The organism is Streptomyces sp. NPDC007025, assembly GCF_042869455.1.
GTDB lineage: Bacteria > Actinomycetota > Actinomycetes > Streptomycetales > Streptomycetaceae > Streptomyces.
The window spans coordinates 47541-65399 of record NZ_JBIAFT010000008.1 but is presented as its reverse complement, the minus strand read 5'-3'; the positions used below and the strand labels follow the sequence as shown (position 1 = coordinate 65399).

15 protein-coding genes and 1 riboswitch are annotated in these 17859 nt (G+C 74.3%); of the genes, 8 read left to right on the top strand and 7 right to left on the bottom strand.

What is annotated here, in order from left to right; genetic code table 11:
- Window positions 1–203: 203 nt before the first annotated feature.
- Both metG and ACFYMO_RS16990 read left to right on the top strand, forming a co-directional pair.
- The gene (gene metG / locus ACFYMO_RS16995; protein ID WP_366774090.1) at window positions 204–1937 is read left to right on the top strand and encodes a methionine--tRNA ligase; all 1734 of its coding nucleotides are present in this window, start codon (window positions 204–206) and stop codon (window positions 1935–1937) included.
- A 64-nt stretch (window positions 1938–2001) separates the two neighbouring features.
- Window positions 2002–2652: a histone deacetylase gene (locus tag ACFYMO_RS16990; RefSeq protein ID WP_388547093.1), complete on the top strand. Its 651-nt coding sequence runs from the start codon at window positions 2002–2004 to the stop codon at window positions 2650–2652.
- 87 nt (window positions 2653–2739) lie between these two features.
- Here ACFYMO_RS16990 and cobN read toward each other — a convergent pair whose 3' ends face one another.
- Window positions 2740–6579 (bottom strand): cobaltochelatase subunit CobN, encoded by a 3840-nt coding sequence (gene cobN / locus ACFYMO_RS16985; protein ID WP_388547400.1) that lies wholly within the window; start codon window positions 6577–6579, stop codon window positions 2740–2742.
- Window positions 6580–6703: 124 nt separating this feature from the next.
- Window positions 6704–6779: riboswitch (cobalamin riboswitch) on the bottom strand.
- A 243-nt stretch (window positions 6780–7022) separates the two neighbouring features.
- Here cobN and cobG point away from each other — a divergent pair.
- From cobG to ACFYMO_RS16970, 3 genes are read left to right on the top strand one after another with little or no spacing between them, the layout of a single operon-like run.
- Entirely contained in the window at window positions 7023–8576 is a 1554-nt protein-coding gene (cobG, locus tag ACFYMO_RS16980; protein ID WP_388547090.1) for a precorrin-3B synthase, read from the top strand.
- 17 nt (window positions 8577–8593) lie between these two features.
- Window positions 8594–9220: a precorrin-8X methylmutase gene (locus tag ACFYMO_RS16975; protein ID WP_366774140.1), complete on the top strand. Its 627-nt coding sequence runs from the start codon at window positions 8594–8596 to the stop codon at window positions 9218–9220.
- On the top strand, window positions 9217–10950 hold the full coding sequence (locus tag ACFYMO_RS16970) for a precorrin-2 C(20)-methyltransferase (protein WP_366774093.1): 1734 nt from the start codon (window positions 9217–9219) through the stop codon (window positions 10948–10950). The genes ACFYMO_RS16975 and ACFYMO_RS16970 overlap by 4 nt, the downstream gene beginning before the upstream one ends.
- A 72-nt stretch (window positions 10951–11022) precedes the next feature.
- Here ACFYMO_RS16970 and ACFYMO_RS16965 read toward each other — a convergent pair whose 3' ends face one another.
- From ACFYMO_RS16965 to ACFYMO_RS16955, 3 genes are all read right to left on the bottom strand, one after another.
- The gene (locus tag ACFYMO_RS16965) at window positions 11023–11517 is read right to left on the bottom strand and encodes a multidrug efflux SMR transporter (protein ID WP_366774094.1); all 495 of its coding nucleotides are present in this window, start codon (window positions 11515–11517) and stop codon (window positions 11023–11025) included.
- 113 nt (window positions 11518–11630) lie between these two features.
- The gene (locus ACFYMO_RS16960) at window positions 11631–11951 is read right to left on the bottom strand and encodes a multidrug efflux SMR transporter (RefSeq protein ID WP_360292506.1); all 321 of its coding nucleotides are present in this window, start codon (window positions 11949–11951) and stop codon (window positions 11631–11633) included.
- An 87-nt stretch (window positions 11952–12038) separates the two neighbouring features.
- Window positions 12039–12404: a DsbA family protein gene (locus ACFYMO_RS16955; RefSeq protein WP_366774095.1), complete on the bottom strand. Its 366-nt coding sequence runs from the start codon at window positions 12402–12404 to the stop codon at window positions 12039–12041.
- Between the two features lie 113 nt (window positions 12405–12517).
- Between ACFYMO_RS16955 and ACFYMO_RS16950 the strand changes: the two genes are divergently transcribed.
- Window positions 12518–12697 (top strand): MerR family DNA-binding transcriptional regulator, encoded by a 180-nt coding sequence (locus tag ACFYMO_RS16950; RefSeq protein ID WP_366774096.1) that lies wholly within the window; start codon window positions 12518–12520, stop codon window positions 12695–12697.
- 185 nt (window positions 12698–12882) lie between these two features.
- Window positions 12883–13572: an aspartate/glutamate racemase family protein gene (locus ACFYMO_RS16945; protein ID WP_388547084.1), complete on the top strand. Its 690-nt coding sequence runs from the start codon at window positions 12883–12885 to the stop codon at window positions 13570–13572.
- A 75-nt stretch (window positions 13573–13647) separates the two neighbouring features.
- Here the strand turns inward: ACFYMO_RS16945 and ACFYMO_RS16940 are convergent, their stop codons facing one another.
- Window positions 13648–14394, bottom strand: coding sequence for a cobalt-precorrin-6A reductase (locus tag ACFYMO_RS16940; protein ID WP_366774098.1), 747 nt, complete (start codon window positions 14392–14394; stop codon window positions 13648–13650).
- Window positions 14395–14411: 17 nt separating this feature from the next.
- Here ACFYMO_RS16940 and ACFYMO_RS16935 point away from each other — a divergent pair, with 17 nt between their 5' ends.
- Window positions 14412–15569 (top strand): cobalt-precorrin-5B (C(1))-methyltransferase, encoded by a 1158-nt coding sequence (locus tag ACFYMO_RS16935; protein ID WP_366774099.1) that lies wholly within the window; start codon window positions 14412–14414, stop codon window positions 15567–15569.
- A gap of 41 nt (window positions 15570–15610) precedes the next feature.
- On the opposite strand, the gene cobM is transcribed toward ACFYMO_RS16935, so the two are convergent.
- A complete protein-coding gene (gene cobM, locus ACFYMO_RS16930; protein ID WP_366774100.1) occupies window positions 15611–16360 on the bottom strand; it encodes a precorrin-4 C(11)-methyltransferase in 750 nt (249 codons plus the stop codon).
- Window positions 16357–17682: a precorrin-6y C5,15-methyltransferase (decarboxylating) subunit CbiE gene (gene cbiE / locus ACFYMO_RS16925; protein WP_366774141.1), complete on the bottom strand. Its 1326-nt coding sequence runs from the start codon at window positions 17680–17682 to the stop codon at window positions 16357–16359. The genes cobM and cbiE overlap by 4 nt, the downstream gene beginning before the upstream one ends.
- Between the last annotated feature and the right edge of the window lie 177 nt (window positions 17683–17859).

Genomic DNA, 17859 nt, shown 5'->3' with positions numbered 1-17859 from the left:
AATCTGATTCCGAGGGGCGGCGGCCAGTCGTTAGGATGGTCGCGGCCCGTAGTGGGTGCCGTCACCGAGAGTGGACGGCTCATGGACGCGGCGTACATGGCGTACGTGCCGGTGCCGTGGGTGGTGGTGGCCCGCGCGGCCCGTCTGTCTGCACCCGTAAGTGGCACCCGTGGGGGCCGCAAGATCAATTGGAGCATCCCGGGATGGCTCGACACCTCATCACCAGCGCGCTGCCGTACATCAACGGGATCAAGCACCTGGGGAACATGGTCGGGTCGATGCTCCCGGCCGACGTGTACGCCCGCTATCTGCGGCAGCGCGGTCACGAGGTGCTGTACATCTGCGCCACGGACGAACACGGCACGCCCGCCGAGCTCGCGGCGGCGGAGGCGGGACTGCCGGTTGCCGACTTCTGCGCCCGGCAGCACGAGGTCCAGCGGGGCATCTACGAGGGCTTCGACCTGGCCTTCGACTATTTCGGCCGCAGTTCCTCGCCGCAGAACGTCGAGATCACCCAGCGCTTCGCGCGGCAGCTGCACCGGAACGGGTTCATCGAGGAGCGTGCCATCCGGCAGATGTACTCGGCGGCGGACAGCCGCTTCCTGCCGGACCGGTACATCATCGGCACCTGTCCGCACTGCGGCTACGACAAGGCCCGCGGCGACCAGTGCGAGAACTGCACCCGCGTGCTCGACCCCACCGACCTGATCGAACCGCGTTCGGCGATCAGCGGCAGCACCGAGCTGGAGGTGCGGGAGACCAAGCACCTCTTCCTGCTCCAGTCGAAGCTGGAGGGCGAGGTCAAGAAGTTCGTCGACGCTCACACCGACGAGTGGCCGGTGCTCTCCTCCTCGATCGCCCACAAGTGGCTCACCGAAGGCCTCCAGGACCGTTCCATCACCCGCGACCTGGACTGGGGCGTGCCGGTGCCCGCGGACACCTGGCCGGAGTTGGCGGCCGAGGGCAAGGTCTTCTACGTCTGGTTCGACGCGCCCATCGAGTACATCGGCGCCACCAAGGAGTGGGCGGACGCGCAGCCGGACAGCCGGGACTGGAAGTCCTGGTGGTACGAGGCGGACGAGTCCGTGCGCTACACCGAGTTCATGGCCAAGGACAACGTCCCCTTCCACACGGTGATGTTCCCGGCGACGCAGCTGGGCACCCGCGAGCCGTGGAAGAAGGTCGACTTCGTCAAGTCCTTCAACTGGCTCAACTACTACGGGGGCAAGTTCTCCACCTCGCAGAACCGCGGCATCTTCACCGACGCGGCGCTGGAGCTGCTGCCCGCCGACTACTGGCGGTACTTCCTGCTGGCGGCCGCCCCGGAGTCGGACGACGCCTCCTTCTCGTGGGAGTTCTTCTCCTCCGTCGTCAACAAGGACCTCGCGGACACGCTCGGGAACTTCGTCAACCGCGTGCTGTCCTTCTCCCGCAAGCGCTTCGGCGACGCCGTCCCGGCGGGCGCGGAGGCGGGCGAGGCGGAGGAGAAGCTCGGCCGGGAGATCGCGGGGCTCCTGGAGGAGTACGAGGAGCACATGGACGCGCTCCGGTTCCGCAAGGCCGCGGCAGCGCTGCGTGCGCTGTGGAGCGCCGGGAACGCCTATCTGGAGGAGAAGGCCCCCTGGCTGGAGATCAAGACCGACCAGGATGCCGCCGCACTGACCCTGCGGACGGCCATGAACCTGATCCATCTCTACTCCGTCGTCTCCGAGCCCTTCATCCCCAGCTCCGCCAAGGCCATGCGGAGCGCCTTCGCGCTGCCGGACGACACGGCAGCGTGGGTGAGCGCGGACGAGGCCCGGGCCCTGTCCTCGGTGCCCGCCGGTACGGGCTTCACGGTGCCGCCGGTGCTCTTCCAGAAGATCACCGAGGACGACCTGGAGGGCTACCGCGAGCGCTTCGGCGGCGAGCCGGAGGCGGACGCGGACGCCCGGTAGCGGCACTGCCGGGACGTCCGGGGCCGGCTGGGACGGCGTGAGCCCCGTGCGGCAGGTGGAACGGATGGCCACGGATCGTACGGAGACGCCGCGGCTGCTCTGGTACGCCGCCTACGGTTCCAACGTCCATCCGGAGCGGTTGCGCGCCTACCTCGCCGGAGGGCGGCCGCGGGGTGCGGACCGGTGGTATCCGGGGTGCCGGGACCGGACGATGCCCGCGGAGTCGGTGCCGGTGGAGTTGCCCGGGGTGCTGTACTTCGCGACCACGTCGCCCGTGTGGGGCGGTGGGCGGGCCTTCTACGATCCGGACGCCGAAGGGCGCACGCTCGCGGTGGCGCACCTGGTGACGGCGGGGCAGTTCTCGGACATCGCGGCGCAGGAGATGTACCGGGAGCCGGGGACGGATCTCGAACTGTCCCCGGTCCTGGCGCGGGGCCGGGACCGGATCGGCGCCGGGCGGTACGAGACCCTCGTCTGCGCCGGGGAGTTGGCGGGCCGCCCGGTGCTGACGTGCACCGCGCCGTGGCGCGTGGAGGAGGTGCCGCACCTGCCTCCGTCAGCCGCGTATCTGCGCTTCCTGGCCACCGGGCTGCTCGCGGCGGGAGCGGGCGCGGGGAGCGGGTGGAGCGCGGCGTCGGTCGCGGAGTACCTCGCCCGGGCGCCCGGGGCCGAGCGGGAGTGGTCGGCCGCGGATGTCCTGCGGCTCATGGAGTAGTCCGCCGCCGATGCCGCAACGGCCGCAGCGGGCGGGGCCGACGGGTCCGGCAGACCTGTGGGATCTGCCGGACCGGCCGCGGGTCCGCTATTCGTCCTGTTCCAGTTCGCCTTCCGTCTCCAGGTAGATCTCGCGGAGGGCGTCGAGGGCCGTGGGGTCGGGCTTGGACCACATGCCGCGGGACTCGGCCTCCAGGAGGCGTTCGGCGATGCCGTGCAGGGCCCAGGGGTTGGACTCCTGGAGGAAGGCGCGGTTGGTCTCGTCTAGGACGTAGGTCTCGGTGAGTTTGTCGTACATCCAGTCGGCCACCACACCGGTGGTGGCGTCGTAGCCGAAGAGGTAGTCGACGGTGGCGGCCAGTTCGAAGGCGCCCTTGTAGCCGTGGCGGCGCATCGCCTCGATCCACTTGGGGTTGACCACCCGGGCGCGGAAGACGCGGGAGGTCTCCTCGACGAGGGTGCGGGTGCGCACCGTCTCGGGGCGGGTGGAGTCGCCGATGTACGCCTCGGGGGCCGAGCCGCGCAGCGCGCGCACGGTGGCGACCATGCCGCCGTGGTACTGGAAGTAGTCGTCGGAGTCCGCGATGTCGTGTTCGCGGGTGTCGGTGTTCTTGGCGGCGACGGCGATCCGCTTGTAGGCGGTCTCCATCTCGTCGCGGGCCGGGCGGCCGGCCAGGTCCCGGCCGTAGGCGTAGCCGCCCCAGACGGTGTAGACCTCGGCGAGGTCGGCGTCCGTGCGCCAGTCGCGGGAGTCGATGAGCTGGAGGAGGCCCGCGCCGTAGGTGCCGGGGCGGGAGCCGAAGATGCGGGTGGTGGCGCGCCGTTCGTCGCCGTGTTCGCGCAGGTCCTGCTGGGTGTGGGCGCGTACATGGTTGACGTCGTCCGGCTCCTCCAGGGAGGCGGCCAGCCGGACCGCGTCGTCCAGCAGGGCGACGGCGTGCGGGAACGCGTCGCGGAAGAAGCCGGATATCCGCAGGGTGACGTCGATCCGGGGGCGGCCCAGTTCGGCGGCGGGGATCGGCTCCAGGCCGGTGACGCGGCGGGAGGCGTCGTCCCACACCGGGCGGACGCCGAGCAGGGCGAGGGCTTCGGCGATGTCGTCGCCCGCCGTGCGCATCGCGCTGGTGCCCCACAGGGAGAGGCCGACGGAGGTGGGCCAGCTGCCGTTGTCGGCGCGGTAGCGCTCCAGGAGGGAGTCGGCGAGGGCCTGGCCCGTCTCCCACGCGAGGCGGGAGGGGACGGCCTTGGGGTCGACGGAGTAGAAGTTGCGGCCGGTCGGCAGGACGTTGACCAGTCCGCGGAGCGGGGAGCCGGACGGCCCGGCGGGGACGAAGCCGCCGGCGAGCGCGTGCACGGCGTGGTCGAGTTCGGCGGTGGTGGCCGCCAGCCGGGGGACGACCTCGCGGGCGGCGAAGTCGAGGATGTCGGCGACCTGCTGCGGATGTCCGGCGGCCGCGCGGGTCACCGCCGCGGGGTCCCAGTCCGCCGCCTCCATCGCCTCGACCAGGGCGCGGGCCTGCTCCTCGGCTTCGTCGGAGGTGGTGCGGGTGGCCGCGGACTCGTCCAGGCCGAGGGCCTCGCGGAGGCCGGGCAGGCTGTTGGTGCCGCCCCAGATCTGCCGGGCGCGGAGGATGGCGAGGACCAGGTTGACGCGGTCGGCGCCGGCCGGTGCGGCGCCCAGGACGTGCAGGCCGTCCCGGATCTGCGCGTCCTTGACCTCGCACAGCCAGCCGTCGACGTGCAGGAGGAAGTCGTCGAAGCCGTCGTCGTCGGGCCGCTCCTCCAGGCCGAGGTCGTGGTCGAGCCGGGCCGCCTGGATGAGGGTCCAGATCTGGGCCCGGATCGCCGGCAGCTTGGCCGGGTCCATGGAGCTGATCTGCGCGTACTCGTCGAGGAGTTGTTCGAGCCGGGCGATGTCCCCGTAGGAGTCGGCGCGGGCCATCGGCGGCACCAGGTGGTCGACGAGCGTGGCGTGCACCCGGCGTTTGGCCTGGGTGCCCTCGCCCGGGTCGTTGACCAGGAACGGGTAGACGAGGGGCAGGTCGCCGAGCGCGGCGTCGGGTGCGCACGCAGCGGACAGGCCCGCGTTCTTGCCGGGCAGCCACTCCAGGTTGCCGTGCTTGCCGAGGTGGATCATCGCGTCCGCGCCGAATCCGCCGTCGGCCTGGGGCGCGGCGATCCAGCGGTAGGCCGCCAGGTAGTGGTGCGAGGGCGGCAGGTCCGGATCGTGGTAGATGGCGATGGGGTTCTCGCCGAAGCCGCGGGGCGGCTGGATGAGGATCAGCAGGTTGCCGTGGCGCAGGGCGGCCAGGACGATGTCGCCGTCCGGGTTGTGGGTGCGGTCGACGAACATCTCGCCCGGCGGCGGGCCCCAGTGCTCCTCCACGGCGTCGCGCAGCTCCTGCGGGAGCGTGGCGTACCAGCGGCGGTAGTCGGCCGCCGGGATGCGGACCGGGTTCTTGGCCAACTGCTCCTCGGTGAGCCAGTCCTGGTCGTGGCCGCCGGCCTCGATGAGTGCGCGGATGAGCGCGTCGCCGGTGTGTTCCTCCCGTTCGGTGGCACCGTCCGCGTCGGCTGCGTCGGCTGCGGCTGCCGGGGCGGCGTGGGCCGATTCGACCGCGGGTGCGTGCGCCGGTGCGGTGCCGGTCGCCGGGGTTCCGGTGCGGGGCAGGCCGGGGATGTCCTCGTCGCCGAAGTCGTAGCCCTCCGCGCGGAGTCGCTGGAGCAGTGCGACCGCGCTGGCCGGGGTGTCGAGGCCGACCGCGTTGCCGATCCGGGAGTGCTTGGTCGGGTAGGCGGACAGGACGAGCGCCAACCGCTTCTCGGCTGCCGGGATGTGCCGCAGCCGGGCGTGGCGTACGGCGATGCCCGCGACCCGTGCGGCGCGCTCCGGGTCGGCGACGTAGGACGGCAGGCCGTCGGCGTCGATCTCCTTGAAGGAGAACGGCACCGTGATGAGCCGGCCGTCGAACTCGGGCACGGCTATCTGGCTCGCGGCGTCGAGCGGGGAGACGCCCTCGTCGTTCTGCTCCCAGTCGGTGCGGGGCGCGGTGAGGCACAGCGCCTGGATGATCGGTACGTCCAGGCTGGTGAGGGCGCCCGCGTCCCATGCCTCGTCGTCGCCGCCCGCTCCGGCCTCCGCGGGTTTGGTGCCGCCCGCCGCGAGCACGGTCGTCACGATGGCGTCGGCGGCGCGGAGTTCCTCGACGAGCTCGGGTTCGGGGGCGCGGAGCGAGGCCACGTAGAGGGGGAGCGCCCTGCCACCGGCCGCTTCGACGGCGTCGCAGAGCGCCGCGGCGAAGGCGGTGTTGCCGCTCATGTGGTGGGCCCGGTAGTAGAGGACGGCGATGGTGGGGGCCGTCCCCGCGGAATCGGGGCCGCCGGACGCGGCGTCGCGGTCCGGCTCGCCGGCGGGGCGTGCGCGGGTGGCCGGTTCGCGGTCCAGGTGGCCCCAGGCCGGGGCGGGTGCCGGGGGCTCGAAGCCGTGGCCGGTGAGCAGCACGGTGTCGGACAGGAAGCGGGCCAGCTGCACGAGGTTGGCGGGGCCGCCGTGCGCGAGGTAGGCGTGCGCCTCGGCCGCCACTCCGATGGGGACCGTGGAGGCCGCCATGAGCTGGGCGTCCGGGGCCTGTTCGCCGGTCAGGACGACGAGCGGGACGCCGGAGCCGCGCAGCAGGTCGATGCCCTGCTGCCAGGCCCTCACGCCGCCGAGCAGCCGGACGACGACGAGGTCGACGCCGTCCAGCAGAGCTTCGAGTTCGGTACCGAGGGTGTCCTCGGGTATGCGGCTCGGGTTGGCGTAGCGGTAGGTGAGCGGGGCGGCGGCAGGGCCGTCGGCGCCGTCACCCGGGGTCGGCGCGGTGACCTCGGCGGAGGCGGCACGGGCGCTGAGGAGGTCCGTGTCGGAGGTCGACAGGAGCAGGATCACCCGGGGGGCGTCGTCGGGCGTGGCGACGGTCGCGTCGGAGTCGGCGTTGTCGCGTGACGAAAGCGGCATGCTGCTGTCGGCCCTTCCTCGGGGTGTCCGCGCCCCGGGCGGTCTCGGACGGCGGGAGTTCCTGGCTCACCCGGCCGTGGTGGCCGGGCTCACAGTGGCGGGACCGCGCCGGATTCGCACCGGGCTTCCTCCCCTGTCGCCGTCGCTGGCGATGTGGGCGGACCGGGTGGTCCGCCCACAGCATCGTACGGGGACCCGCCGCGCGGCGGGAGGGCACCCGTCGGCGGCGGCTCGCGCGCCGGCCACTCGCCCGTCGGTCGCCCGGCCGGCGCCCGGCCGTCGCTTGTCCGCCGGCCGGCGCCCGTGGCTGCGGATTCGGGCGGGGCGGTCCGGTACCCGGGGAGGGGTCGACGGGGGTCGGTATGCTCGCCGACATGGTCATGCCCTCCAGTCGTCCGTCCGCGCACGGCACCACGCCGGTTGCTGATGCAACCAGTTGTGCGGCCCCGCGCGAGCGAGCCGACGCCTGCCCGGGAGCGCTGCGGCTGCACCGGGCGGACGACGGCGGACTGGCGCGCGTACGGGTACCCGGCGGCGCGCTCGACGTCGCGCAAGCGGGGGCCCTGCACACCGCGGCGGCCCGGCTCGGCTCCGGCGAACTGCATCTGACCTCCCGCGGAAACGTGCAACTCCGGGGCCTCCGGGAGGATTCGGGCCCCGAGCTGGCCGAGCTGCTGAGCGGAGCGGGTCTACTGCCCTCGCTCGCACACGAGCGGGTCCGCAACATCGTGGCCTCGCCGCTGTCCGGCCTGGACGGTTCCGGGCACCGGGAGGTCGCCGGACAACTCGCCGAACTCGATCGACTCCTGTGCGAAAGCGAAGCACTGCGCGAACTGTCGGGGCGCTTCCTGTTCGCCGTGGACGACGGCCGCGGCGACGTCGCCGCGCTCGGAGCGGATGTGACCCTGCTCGCCGAGCCGGACGGCACGACACTTCTGTACCTCGGCGCCGACCCGGACGCCGGGGTGCTCAGCGTCGCGGACGAACACGCCGCAGCCGCGGCCGTGGCGGCCGCGGAGACCTTCCTGGAAGCCGTACAAGAGTCGGGGCTCCGCGCCTGGCGGGTGGCCGACCTCGCGGTGACCGGCGCCGAGTTGGCCCGCAGGACCGCGCTCCGGCTGGGAACCGGAGCGCGGGGGGCGCCGCTCGCGCCTCTCCCGGCGGCCCCGGCGCTCGGCCCCCGCTCCGAACAGCCCCGCGCGGCGCAGAACGCTGCGGCTCCCGTACCCGGCCCGGTCACCGGCCCTTCCGGAGCGGTGGCGCTCTCCGTGCTCGCCCCGCTCGGCCGGTTGACCGGCCGGCAGTGGGAGCTGCTGACCCGTACCGCCGAAGACGCGGGCGACGGCACGCTGCGGATGACTCCGTGGCGGGGCGTCGTCGTCCCCGGCCTCACGCGCTCACGTGCACCCGGCGCCCTCGCGGCACTCGGCGCCGCGGGGCTGGTGACCGATCCCGCCTCGCCCTGGCGGGGAGCGGGCGCCTGCGCGGGGCGCCCGGGCTGCGCCAAGTCCCTGACGGACGTACGCGCCGACGCCGCCGCCGCCCTGGCCCGTCCTGCTGCTGCCTCCGGCCTCGGCACCGGTACCGGCTCGTTCGCGCTGCCCGTGTACTGGTCCGGGTGCGAGCGCCGGTGCGGGCATCCGCGCGGCGACCGGGTGGAGGTCGTCGCCGGGGCCGACGGCTACCGGGTGGCGGTGGTGCGCGGCACCGGCGAAGAACTCCCCGTCCCGGTGCCCGCCGGCTCCGACCCGGGCGCGGCCGCCGCGGCGGCCCGCGTACCGGAGGACGGCGGACCGCACCGGGACGACGGAACCGGGCACGGCGGCGGCGCGCTTGCGGGCGCCGCGGTACGGGAGAGCAACCGACCGTCCGAGCGCAGCGGGGCCCGTGCGCCCGCGCGCGAGGACTCAGCGACGGCAGGCCCATGACGACGAGCGGGAACACAGTGTTCGAGTACGAGAAGGACGGCGCTGCCATCTACCGGCAGTCCTTTGCCACCATCCGCGCCGAGGCGGACCTGGCGGGGCTGCCCGCCGATGTCAGCCAGGTCGCGGTACGGATGATCCACGCCTGCGGCATGGTCGACCTCGTCCGGGACCTCGCCCACACCCCGCGGGTCGTCGCGGAGGCCCGCGCGGCCCTCCGCGCGGGCGCGCCCGTGCTCTGCGACGTCGCCATGATCGCCAGCGGTGTCACCCGCAGGCGGCTCCCGGCCGACAACGAGGTGGTGTGCACGCTCGCCGACCCGGAGGTGCCCCGGCTCGCGGCCGAACTGGGGACGACGCGCACCGCCGCCGCCCTCGAACTGTGGCGCGACCGGCTGGAGGGCTCGGTGGTGGCGATCGGCAACGCGCCCACGGCGCTGTTCCGGCTGCTGGAGATGATCGAGGAGGGGGCGCCGCGGCCGGCCGCCGTGATCGGGGTGCCGGTCGGGTTCGTCGGGGCCGTGGAGTCCAAGGAGGCGCTGGCCGAGCACTCCGCCGGGCTGGAGCACTTGATCGTCCACGGCCGCAGGGGTGGCAGCGCCATGGCCGTCTCCGCGCTCAACGCCATTGCGAGCGAGGAGGAATGAGGCAGGTGACCGGCAGCGCGGAGGAGGAGCAGGTGAACACCGTGTCCGACGATGCGGCAGCGCACGACGCGGCGGCGAACGGCGGGAGCGGCACACCCGCGAGCGGGGCGGCGACGCACGGCAATCCGGCAACCGGCGGCCCGACAACCGGCAGCTCGGCGACCGGCGGCCCCGCGGCGGCAGAAGCCCCGGCCCCGGGAGCCACAGAGTCCCCAGAAACCGCTGACACCGGCGGCGCCGGGCGGCTGATCGGCGTGGGGCTGGGGCCCGGTGACCCGGCGCTGATGACGGTGCGGGCGGTGGAGGCCATCGCGGAGGCGGACGTCGTCGCGTACCACAGCGCCCGGCACGGCCGGTCGATCGCGCGCTCCATCGCGGAGCGCCATCTGCGCGCCGACCACATGGAGGAGGCGCTGGTCTATCCCGTCACCACCGAGTCCACCGACCACCCGGGCGGCTACCGGGGCGCGCTGGAGGACTTCTACGCCGAGGCGTCGGCGCGGCTGGCCGCGCATCTGGACGCGGGGCGGACGGTGGCCGTGCTCGCCGAGGGCGACCCGTTCTTCTACGGCTCGTACATGCATATGCACAAGCGGCTGGCGCACCGGTATCCGACCGAGGTCGTCCCCGGTGTCACCTCCGTGAGCGCGGCCGCAGCCCGGCTCGGCACCCCGCTGTCGGAGGCCGAGGAGGCGCTGACGGTGCTGCCCGGCACGCTGCCCGAGGAGGAGTTGACCGCCCGGCTCGCCTCCAGCGACGCGGTGGCCGTGATGAAGCTGGGGCGCACGTTCCCCAAGGTGCGCCGGGCGCTGGAGCGGTCGGGGCGGCTGGCCGAGGCCCGCTACGTGGAGCGCGCCACGATGCAGGGTGAGCGCACCGGGCGGGTCGCGGACGTGGATCCGGACTCCGTGCCGTACTTCTCCGTCGCCGTACTGCCGAGCAGGGTCGGCGCGCCGGCCCGCGAGTGCCGCGAGGACTCCCCCGGCGAGGTCGTCGTCGTGGGCACCGGCCCAGCCGGGCCGCTGTGGCTCACCCCCGAGACCCGGGGCGCGCTGGCCGCCGCCGACGACGTGGTCGGCTACACGACCTATCTGGACCGGGTGCCACGACGGGACGGCCAGCGGCGGCACGGCTCGGACAACCGGGTGGAGGCCGAGCGCGCGGAGTTCGCCCTGGAACTGGCCCGGCGCGGACGGCGGGTGGCCGTCGTCTCCGGCGGGGACCCCGGCGTGTTCGCCATGGCGACGGCCGTACTGGAGGCGGCCGAGCAGGACGCGTACGCGGGGGTCCCGGTACGCGTACTGCCCGGGGTGACGGCCGCCAACGCGGCAGCCGCCCGCGTGGGGGCGCCGCTGGGCCACGACTACGCCGTGCTCTCCCTCTCCGACCGCCTCAAGCCCTGGGAGGTCATCGCCGAACGCCTGCGCGCCGCAGCGGCGGCCGACCTGGTGCTCGCCCTCTACAACCCCGGTTCCCGCAGCCGCACCTGGCAGGTCGGCAAGGCCCGCGAGGTCCTGCTGGAGCACCGCGCCCCCGACACCCCGGTCGTGCTGGCCCGCGACATCGGCGGGGACGGCGAGCGCGTCCGCACCGTCCCGCTGGCCGAACTGGACCCGGACCAGGTGGACATGCGCACCCTGCTGCTCGTCGGCTCCTCGCAGACCCGGACCTTCGGCGGAGCGGACGGCCCGGCGCGAGTGTGGACCCCGCGCCGGTATCCGGAGGAGTGAACCGCCCGCCGCCCGCCACCCGCTGCGGAGACAGCGAGCGGCGGGCGGCGGCGCCGGCCGGTGGGCGGTTGCTCACCGGTCCGGCCGGGCGGGCAGCTCGTCGGTCCGTGGGCGCTGGGGCCGGTCGGAGAGCTTGAGCCAGACCACCCCGGCGATGATGACGGTCAGCCACAGGGCCTTGACCGGGGTGAGGGTCTCGTCGAAGAACACGGGGCCGAGCAGCGCGGCCCCGACGGCGCCGATACCGGCCCAGACCGCGTAGCCGAGGCCGACGTCGAGGGTGCGCAGGGCGAGGCTCAGGGAGAAGAGCGTCAGGAGGAAGAAGACGACCGCGACGAGCGACCAGGACAGCACGGTGAAGCCGTGGCTCCCTCCCACGGAGAGCGCGTAGCCGACCTCGAACGCTCCGGCCAGGAGGAGCACGAGCCAGGCCCGTGCCCGGCCGCCGGGGGCGGCGGCGCCGTCCCCGCCGCTGGTGTCGCCGTGGCGGACGATGTCTTTGTTTCCGAGGGTGTCGTTGTTGCCAAGGGTGTCGTAGTTGCCGACGGCGGCGGTGTGGTGGGACATGTGCGGGCCCTTCTCATGCGTGCGGGAACGGGTGAACGAGACAGCGGGGGAAGCGGCGGAACAGGGGACGGCGGACCGCGGGCGGACTGGCCGGCCCACTGGGCGCCGGACGGTCAGGCCGCTCCGCTGAGCTGGAGGCCGACGACGCCGACGATGACCGCGGCGATGCCCAGGAGCTTGCGCCAGTCAAGGCGCTGGCCGAAGAGGAGGGCGCCGAGGACGACGATCCCGACCCCCGCGGCGGAGGTCCAGATCGCGTAGCCGACGCCGACGTCGAAGGTCAGCAGCGCCAGGCTGAGCAGATAGGTGGCGATGCCGCCGCTGGCCAGGGTGACCGCGGTCCAGGCGGGCCGGGTGAAGCCCTGGGCCTTGCCGGCGGAGAGGGCGACGGTGATCTCGAAGACGACGGCGGCGCCGAGGTAGAGCCAGTGCATGAGAGGTCCTTGGGTCGAAAGGGTGCGAAAGAGCGCGAACGGGAAAGGGCATGAACGGATTCGCGGGGCGCGAGAAGGCGCGCGGGGTCAGAAGCGGGCCGTGGAACCGGAGTGCGGTTCGGAGGAGTCGGCCGGCAGATCCCGGAGCCGGCCCTGCTCCGCGGCGTACTGGGCGCCGCGGAAGGCCGACTCGGTGTAGGGCTGTGGTGAGACGGTGGGCAGCCGCATCGGCACCTGGTGGCGGCGTGCCATCGGATACCCGGCGCGCTGCCAGGTGTCGGGCAGGTACGGATCCTCCGGGCGGAGCGTGGGGGCCGGACGAGGGCGCAGTTCGTGGGGGTGGTGGACGACCTCGACGTCGGGCCGGTCGCGGACCGCCCGCTCGGTCACCTCGTCGGCGATCAGGCAGAACGGGCAGACGTAGTCCGACCACAGATGGATCCGCGCGGTCATGACGGCCTCCGATTCCCCCGGGCACCCCCGGTGGGTGCGGCTCCCAGAGCGTCGGACCTCACACCGGTGTCAACTGCAACACTGGAGTCCCACGGACGGCCTCGGGAGGTCTCATGCGTATCGGTGAGCCGGCGGACGCCGTCGGCGTCAGCTCCCGGTCGCTGCGGTACCACGAGGAGCACGGGCTCATCCGCTCCCAGCGCACGCCCGGCGAACGGCGCGGCCTCGACCGCGAACTCGACACGCTCCAGGCGCTCCGCAGCGAGACGGCCGTGCCCCACGACGCCCGGTGACCCCGTCGGCGTCCCCCTCGTCCGCCGACGCCTCTGCGCTCCTACCCGCAACACGCCAAAGGCCGCCTTATGTGGTGGGCTGCGGTACGGAGGTGCCACGGCGGGCGAGCCACGGCGCGACGGCGGCGACGGTCTGAGCGCACGCACGGGGCGACGGGACGGGACGAGGAAGGGCGGCGGCAGCGGTGCGAACCATCGGGCTGATCGGCGGAATGAGCTGGGAGTCCTCGGCGGAGTACTACCGGATGCTCAACGAACTGGCCAGGGACCGGAAGGGCGGGCTGCACTCGGCGCGGCTGGTGCTGTACTCCGTCGACTTCGCCGAGATCGAGGTGTTGCAGGCGCAGGGGCGCTGGGACGAGGCGGGCGGCATCCTCGCGGCCGCCGCCCGGGCCCTGGAGGCGGCGGGCGCCGATCTGCTGGTGCTGTGCACGAACACCATGCACCGGGTGGCCGAGCGCATCGAGGAGGCCGTGGAGGTGCCGCTGCTGCACCTGGCCGATGCGACGGCGGGCGCGGTGCGGGCGGCGGGGCTGCGGCGCGTCGGCCTGCTGGGGACCGCGTTCACCATGGAGCAGGACTTCTACCGGGGACGGCTGGCGGCCGGCGGCCTGTCGGTGCTGGTCCCCGGCCCCGCCGACCGGGACCTGGTGCACCGCGTGATCTACGAGGAACTGTGCCGGGGAACCGTGCTGGACGCGTCCCGTGCCGCGTACCGGCGCGTCATCGACAAGTTGGTGGCGGACGGGGCGGAAGGCATCGTGCTGGGGTGCACGGAGATCGAGTTGCTCATCGGGCCGCAGGACAGCCCGGTGCCCGTCTTCCCCACCGCCCGGCTGCACGCGGAGGCCGCCTTCGAAGCGGCCGACCAGTGACCCGCGCGGCTCGGCGACCGCCCTCCGGGCGGCCGGCCCGAAGGGCGGCGCAGGCCGCCGGGGAAGGAGAGCCGGTCACATTCCGCGGAGCACTTCGGCCGCCTCCTCGGGGCTCGGCACCTCCCGTACTCCCGGCGGGACCGGCGGGCGGCGGACGACCACGACGGGCAGTCCCGCCTCCCGCGCCGCCGCGAGCTTGGGCGCGGTGGCCGCACCACCACTGTCCTTCGTCACCAGCACCTCGATGCGGTGGCCGCGCAGCAGTTCGCGTTCGTCGTCCAGCGCGAACGGCCCCCGGCCGAGCAGCAGCTCCATCCGGGCGGGAAGGGGCGTGCCCGGCTCCGGCGGGTCGACCGAGCGGGAGAGGAACCACAGCCCGGCGGTCGCGGGCCCGGCGAACGCGGCCAGTCCCAGGCGTCCGGTGGTCAGGAAGATCCGCTGTCCCAGCCGCGGCAGCAGCCGGGCCGCCTCCGGCAGCGAGTCCGCCAGGTGCCAGTCGTCCCCCGCACCGGGCACCCAGCCTGGGCGGCGGAGGGCGAGCAGGGGAACATGGGCTCCGGCGGCGGCTTCGGCGGCATGGAAACTGATCTTCTCGGCGAAGGGATGGGTGGCATCGATGAGAACGTCCACATGGTGTGTGCGCAGCCATTCCGTCAGCCCCGGCACGCCTCCGAAGCCGCCGACCCGCACCTCCCCCACCGGCAGCCGGGGGCCCGCGACGCGTCCGGCCAGCGAACTGGTGACCCGGAGGCCGGGGGCGCCCGCCAGCAGCTCCGCCAGCCGGCGGCCTTCCGTCGTCCCGCCGAGAATCAGTGCGTGCACGGGATCCGGTTCCTCTCATGTCTGAGGCGAGCGAGGCCGCGGCGGACGAGGCCAAGGGCGGACGCGGTGCCCAACTCAAGCACACCGGGCTGCGGCCGGGCTGGACGACCGGTGCCTGTGCGACGGCGGCCACGACCGCCGCGTACACCGCGCTGCTGACCGGCGACTTCCCCGATCCGGTGACGATCACCCTGCCCAAGGGCCAGACCCCCGCTTTCGCCCTCGCGTACGAGGATCTGCGGCCGGGCAGCGAGGCAACGGCCGCGGTGGTGAAGGACGCGGGCGACGACCCCGACGTCACCCACGGCGCCCTGGTGCGGGCCACCGTGCGCCCGCTGGCGCCGGGTGCGGGCGTCGTCTTCCGGGCCGGGCCCGGCGTGGGCACCGTCACCCGTCCCGGCCTTCCGCTCGACGTGGGCGAGCCGGCCGTCAATCCGGTGCCGCGGCAGATGATGCGCGCGCACGTCGCCCGCGTGGCGGACGAGCACGCCGGCCCGGGCGCAGGCGCCGGTGCCGACGTGGAGATCACCCTGTCCGTCGACCACGGCGCGGAGATCGCCCGCTCCACCTGGAACCCGCGGCTGGGGATCGTCGGCGGGCTGTCGATCCTGGGGACGACCGGCGTCGTCGTCCCCTACTCGTGCTCCGCGTGGATCGACTCGATCCGGCGCGGGGTGGACGTGGCCCGTGCCGCGGGGCGGACACATGTGGCCGGCTGCACAGGGTCGACCTCGGAGCGGACGGTGGTCGCCGAGTACCGGCTCCCGGAGGACGCGCTGCTGGACATGGGGGATTTCGCGGGCGCCGTCCTCAAGTACGTACGCCGCCACCCCGTGGACCGGCTCACCGTCTGCGGCGGCTTCGCCAAGCTGTCCAAGCTGGCGGCCGGGCACCTGGACCTGCACTCCAAGCGCTCCCAGGTCGACAAGGGCTTCCTGGCCGGCCTGGCCAGGACCGGCGGCGCCGACGAGGAGCTGGCGGACCGGATCCGGGCGGCCAACACCGGTCTCGCCGCGCTCCAGTTGTGCGCCGCGGCGCACGTCCCGCTCGGCGATCTCGTCGCCGAGGCGGCGCGCGACGAGGCACTCGCCGTCCTGCGCGGGGCACCCGTGCGGGTGGACGTCATCTGCATCGACCGCGCGGGGACGGTCGTCGGGCGCAGCGCCGTGCGCTAGCCGCCCCGGCACGCACTCCCGCAGCAGGTGTGGCGGTCGCCTCAGCAGGTGTGCCGGTCGCGTTCCGCGGAGTAGAGGTGGCTGTCGCGGAAGTGCTCGGCGGCGAGGGTGCGGCCGACCAGGATGACGGCCGTCCGGCTGAGCCCGGCCGCCTTCACCTGCTCCGCGATCTCCTCCAGGGTGCCCCGCAGCACGACCTCGTCGGGGCGGCTGGCGAACGCGACGACGGCTGCCGGGCAGTCGCCCCCGTAGTGCGGGAGGAGTTCGGCGACCACCTCGTCCACGTACCGCACCGCGAGGTGCAGTACGAGCAGTGCGCCGCTGCGGCCCAGCGTGGCCAGGTCCTCTCCGTCCGGCATGGGGGTGGCCTGCCGGGCGACCCGGGTCAGCACGACGGTCTGGCCGACGGTCGGCACCGTCAGCTCCCGCTTCAGCGCGGCGGCCGCCGCCGCGAACGCGGGGACGCCCGGCACGACCTCGTAGGGCACCTCCGCGGCCGTCAGCCGCCGCATCTGCTCGGCCACGGCGCTGAAGACGGACGGGTCGCCGGAGTGCAGCCGCGCCACGTCGTGCCCCTCCCGGTGCGCGCGGACCAGTTCCCCGGTGATGGCGTCCAGGTCGAGCTGCGCGGTGTCGACCAGCCGCGCGTCGGGCGGGCACTCGGCGAGCAGTTCCCGGGGCACCAGGCTGCCCGCGTACAGGCAGACCCGGCAGGCGGCCAGCGTCCGGGCGCCACGCACCGTGATCAGGTCGGCGGCGCCGGGTCCGGCGCCGATGAAGTACACCGTCATCTCTCGTCTCCCCATGCGTCTTCGGGTCCCCGTGCGTCTCCGGGTCCCCATGCGTCTTCGGGCGGCTCGCCCGTCACGTCGGCTGCGCCCTTGCACACCGCCCACTGGGTCACCGGCATCGCCTGCCGCCAGCCGGTGAAGCCGCCCACCGGCACCCCGTGCGCCACCGACAGCCGCACCAGTTCACCCCCGTACCTGCGGTACCAGCGCACCAGCAGCGCCTCCGACTCCAGCGTGACGGTGTTGGCGACCAGCCGCCCGCCCACCGGCAGCGCCGCCCAGCAGGCGGCCAGCAGGCCGGGCGCCGTCAGCCCGCCGCCGACGAACACCGCGTCCGGTGCGGGCAGTCCGGACAGCGCCTCCGGCGCCGTGCCGGTGACCACCCGGAGCCCCGGCACCCCGAGCCGGTCGGCGTTGCGCGCGATCCGCGCGGCACGCTCACCGCTGCGCTCCACGGTCACCGCCCGGCAGGCCGGATGGGCCCGCAGCCACTCCACCGCGATCGACCCGGCGCCGCCTCCCACGTCCCACAGCAGTTCGCCGGGCGCGGGCGCCAGCGCGGCCAGCGTCGCGGCCCGCACATGGCGCTTGGTGAGCTGGCCGTCGTGCTCGTACGCGGCGTCCGGCAGCCCGGGTACCGCGCCCGGCCGCACCGGGTCGGCGGCCGGGTCGGCCGCACAGACCACGGCGACGATGTTCAGCGGGTCCCCCGGCGGGTGCCGCCAGTCCTGTGCCGTCCCCTCGCAGGAGCGCTCGCGCGGGCCGCCGAGCTGCTCCAGCACCCGCATCCGGCTCGGCCCGAAGCCGTGCTCGCGCAGCAGTTCCGCGACCCGGGCCGGGGTGTCGGCCCCGGCGCTGAGCACCAGCAGTCGCCGCCCGTGGTGCAGCGCGGCGGCGATCCGGGCGAGCGGCCGTCCGACCACGCTGACGACCTCGCACTCCTCCAGCGCCCAGCCGAGCCGCGCGCACGCGTGGCTCACGGACGAGGGATGCGGCAGCACCCGGAGGGGCAGCTCCGGCAGCAGCTCGGCCAGGGTGCGGCCGATGCCGTAGAAGTACGGGTCACCGCTGGCCAGCACCGCTATCCGGCGCCCCGCGTGCGCCGCGAACAGCCCCGGCACGGCGGGCCGCAGCGGGGACGGCCAGGCCACCCGCTGCGCGGCGCACTCCCCGGCGGGCAGCAGAGCGAGTTGCCGGGCGCCCCCGAAGACCACCTCGGCGGTGCGCAGCGCCTCCCGGGCGGGCTCGGCCAGCCCCGGCCAGCCGTCGGCTCCGACACCGACGACCGTCACCTCGGGCGGTACCGCGGCGGACGGGGACATCGCAGACACGTCGGAGATCGCAGCCACCTTCACCTCGGAGATCGCATCTCGCCTCGGAGATCGCACAGCGCTCGAACAGGGACGGCTCGAACTGTACTGTTCGGGACCCCGCGCTCCCACCGCCGGTCCCCGCACCCCCGGGCCGCCGGCCCCCACGCCACCGGTCAGCAGGCCCCG

What these genes read in the sequence shown, in the direction of transcription:
- ACFYMO_RS16935 (WP_366774099.1), top strand. Translation starts at nt 14,412, where the DNA reads ATGTCTGAGGCGAGCGAGGCCGCGGCGGACGAGGCCAAGGGCGGACGC.
- ACFYMO_RS16970 (WP_366774093.1), top strand. Translation starts at nt 9,217, where the DNA reads ATGAGGCAGGTGACCGGCAGCGCGGAGGAGGAGCAGGTGAACACCGTG.
- ACFYMO_RS16990 (WP_388547093.1), top strand. Translation starts at nt 2,002, where the DNA reads ATGGCCACGGATCGTACGGAGACGCCGCGGCTGCTCTGGTACGCCGCC.
- ACFYMO_RS16955 (WP_366774095.1), bottom strand. Translation starts at nt 12,404, where the DNA reads ATGACCGCGCGGATCCATCTGTGGTCGGACTACGTCTGCCCGTTCTGC.
- ACFYMO_RS16950 (WP_366774096.1), top strand. Translation starts at nt 12,518, where the DNA reads ATGCGTATCGGTGAGCCGGCGGACGCCGTCGGCGTCAGCTCCCGGTCG.
- cobG (WP_388547090.1), top strand. Translation starts at nt 7,023, where the DNA reads ATGGTCATGCCCTCCAGTCGTCCGTCCGCGCACGGCACCACGCCGGTT.
- metG (WP_366774090.1), top strand. Translation starts at nt 204, where the DNA reads ATGGCTCGACACCTCATCACCAGCGCGCTGCCGTACATCAACGGGATC.
- cobM (WP_366774100.1), bottom strand. Translation starts at nt 16,360, where the DNA reads ATGACGGTGTACTTCATCGGCGCCGGACCCGGCGCCGCCGACCTGATC.
- cbiE (WP_366774141.1), bottom strand. Translation starts at nt 17,682, where the DNA reads ATGTCCCCGTCCGCCGCGGTACCGCCCGAGGTGACGGTCGTCGGTGTC.
- ACFYMO_RS16965 (WP_366774094.1), bottom strand. Translation starts at nt 11,517, where the DNA reads ATGTCCCACCACACCGCCGCCGTCGGCAACTACGACACCCTTGGCAAC.
- ACFYMO_RS16960 (WP_360292506.1), bottom strand. Translation starts at nt 11,951, where the DNA reads ATGCACTGGCTCTACCTCGGCGCCGCCGTCGTCTTCGAGATCACCGTC.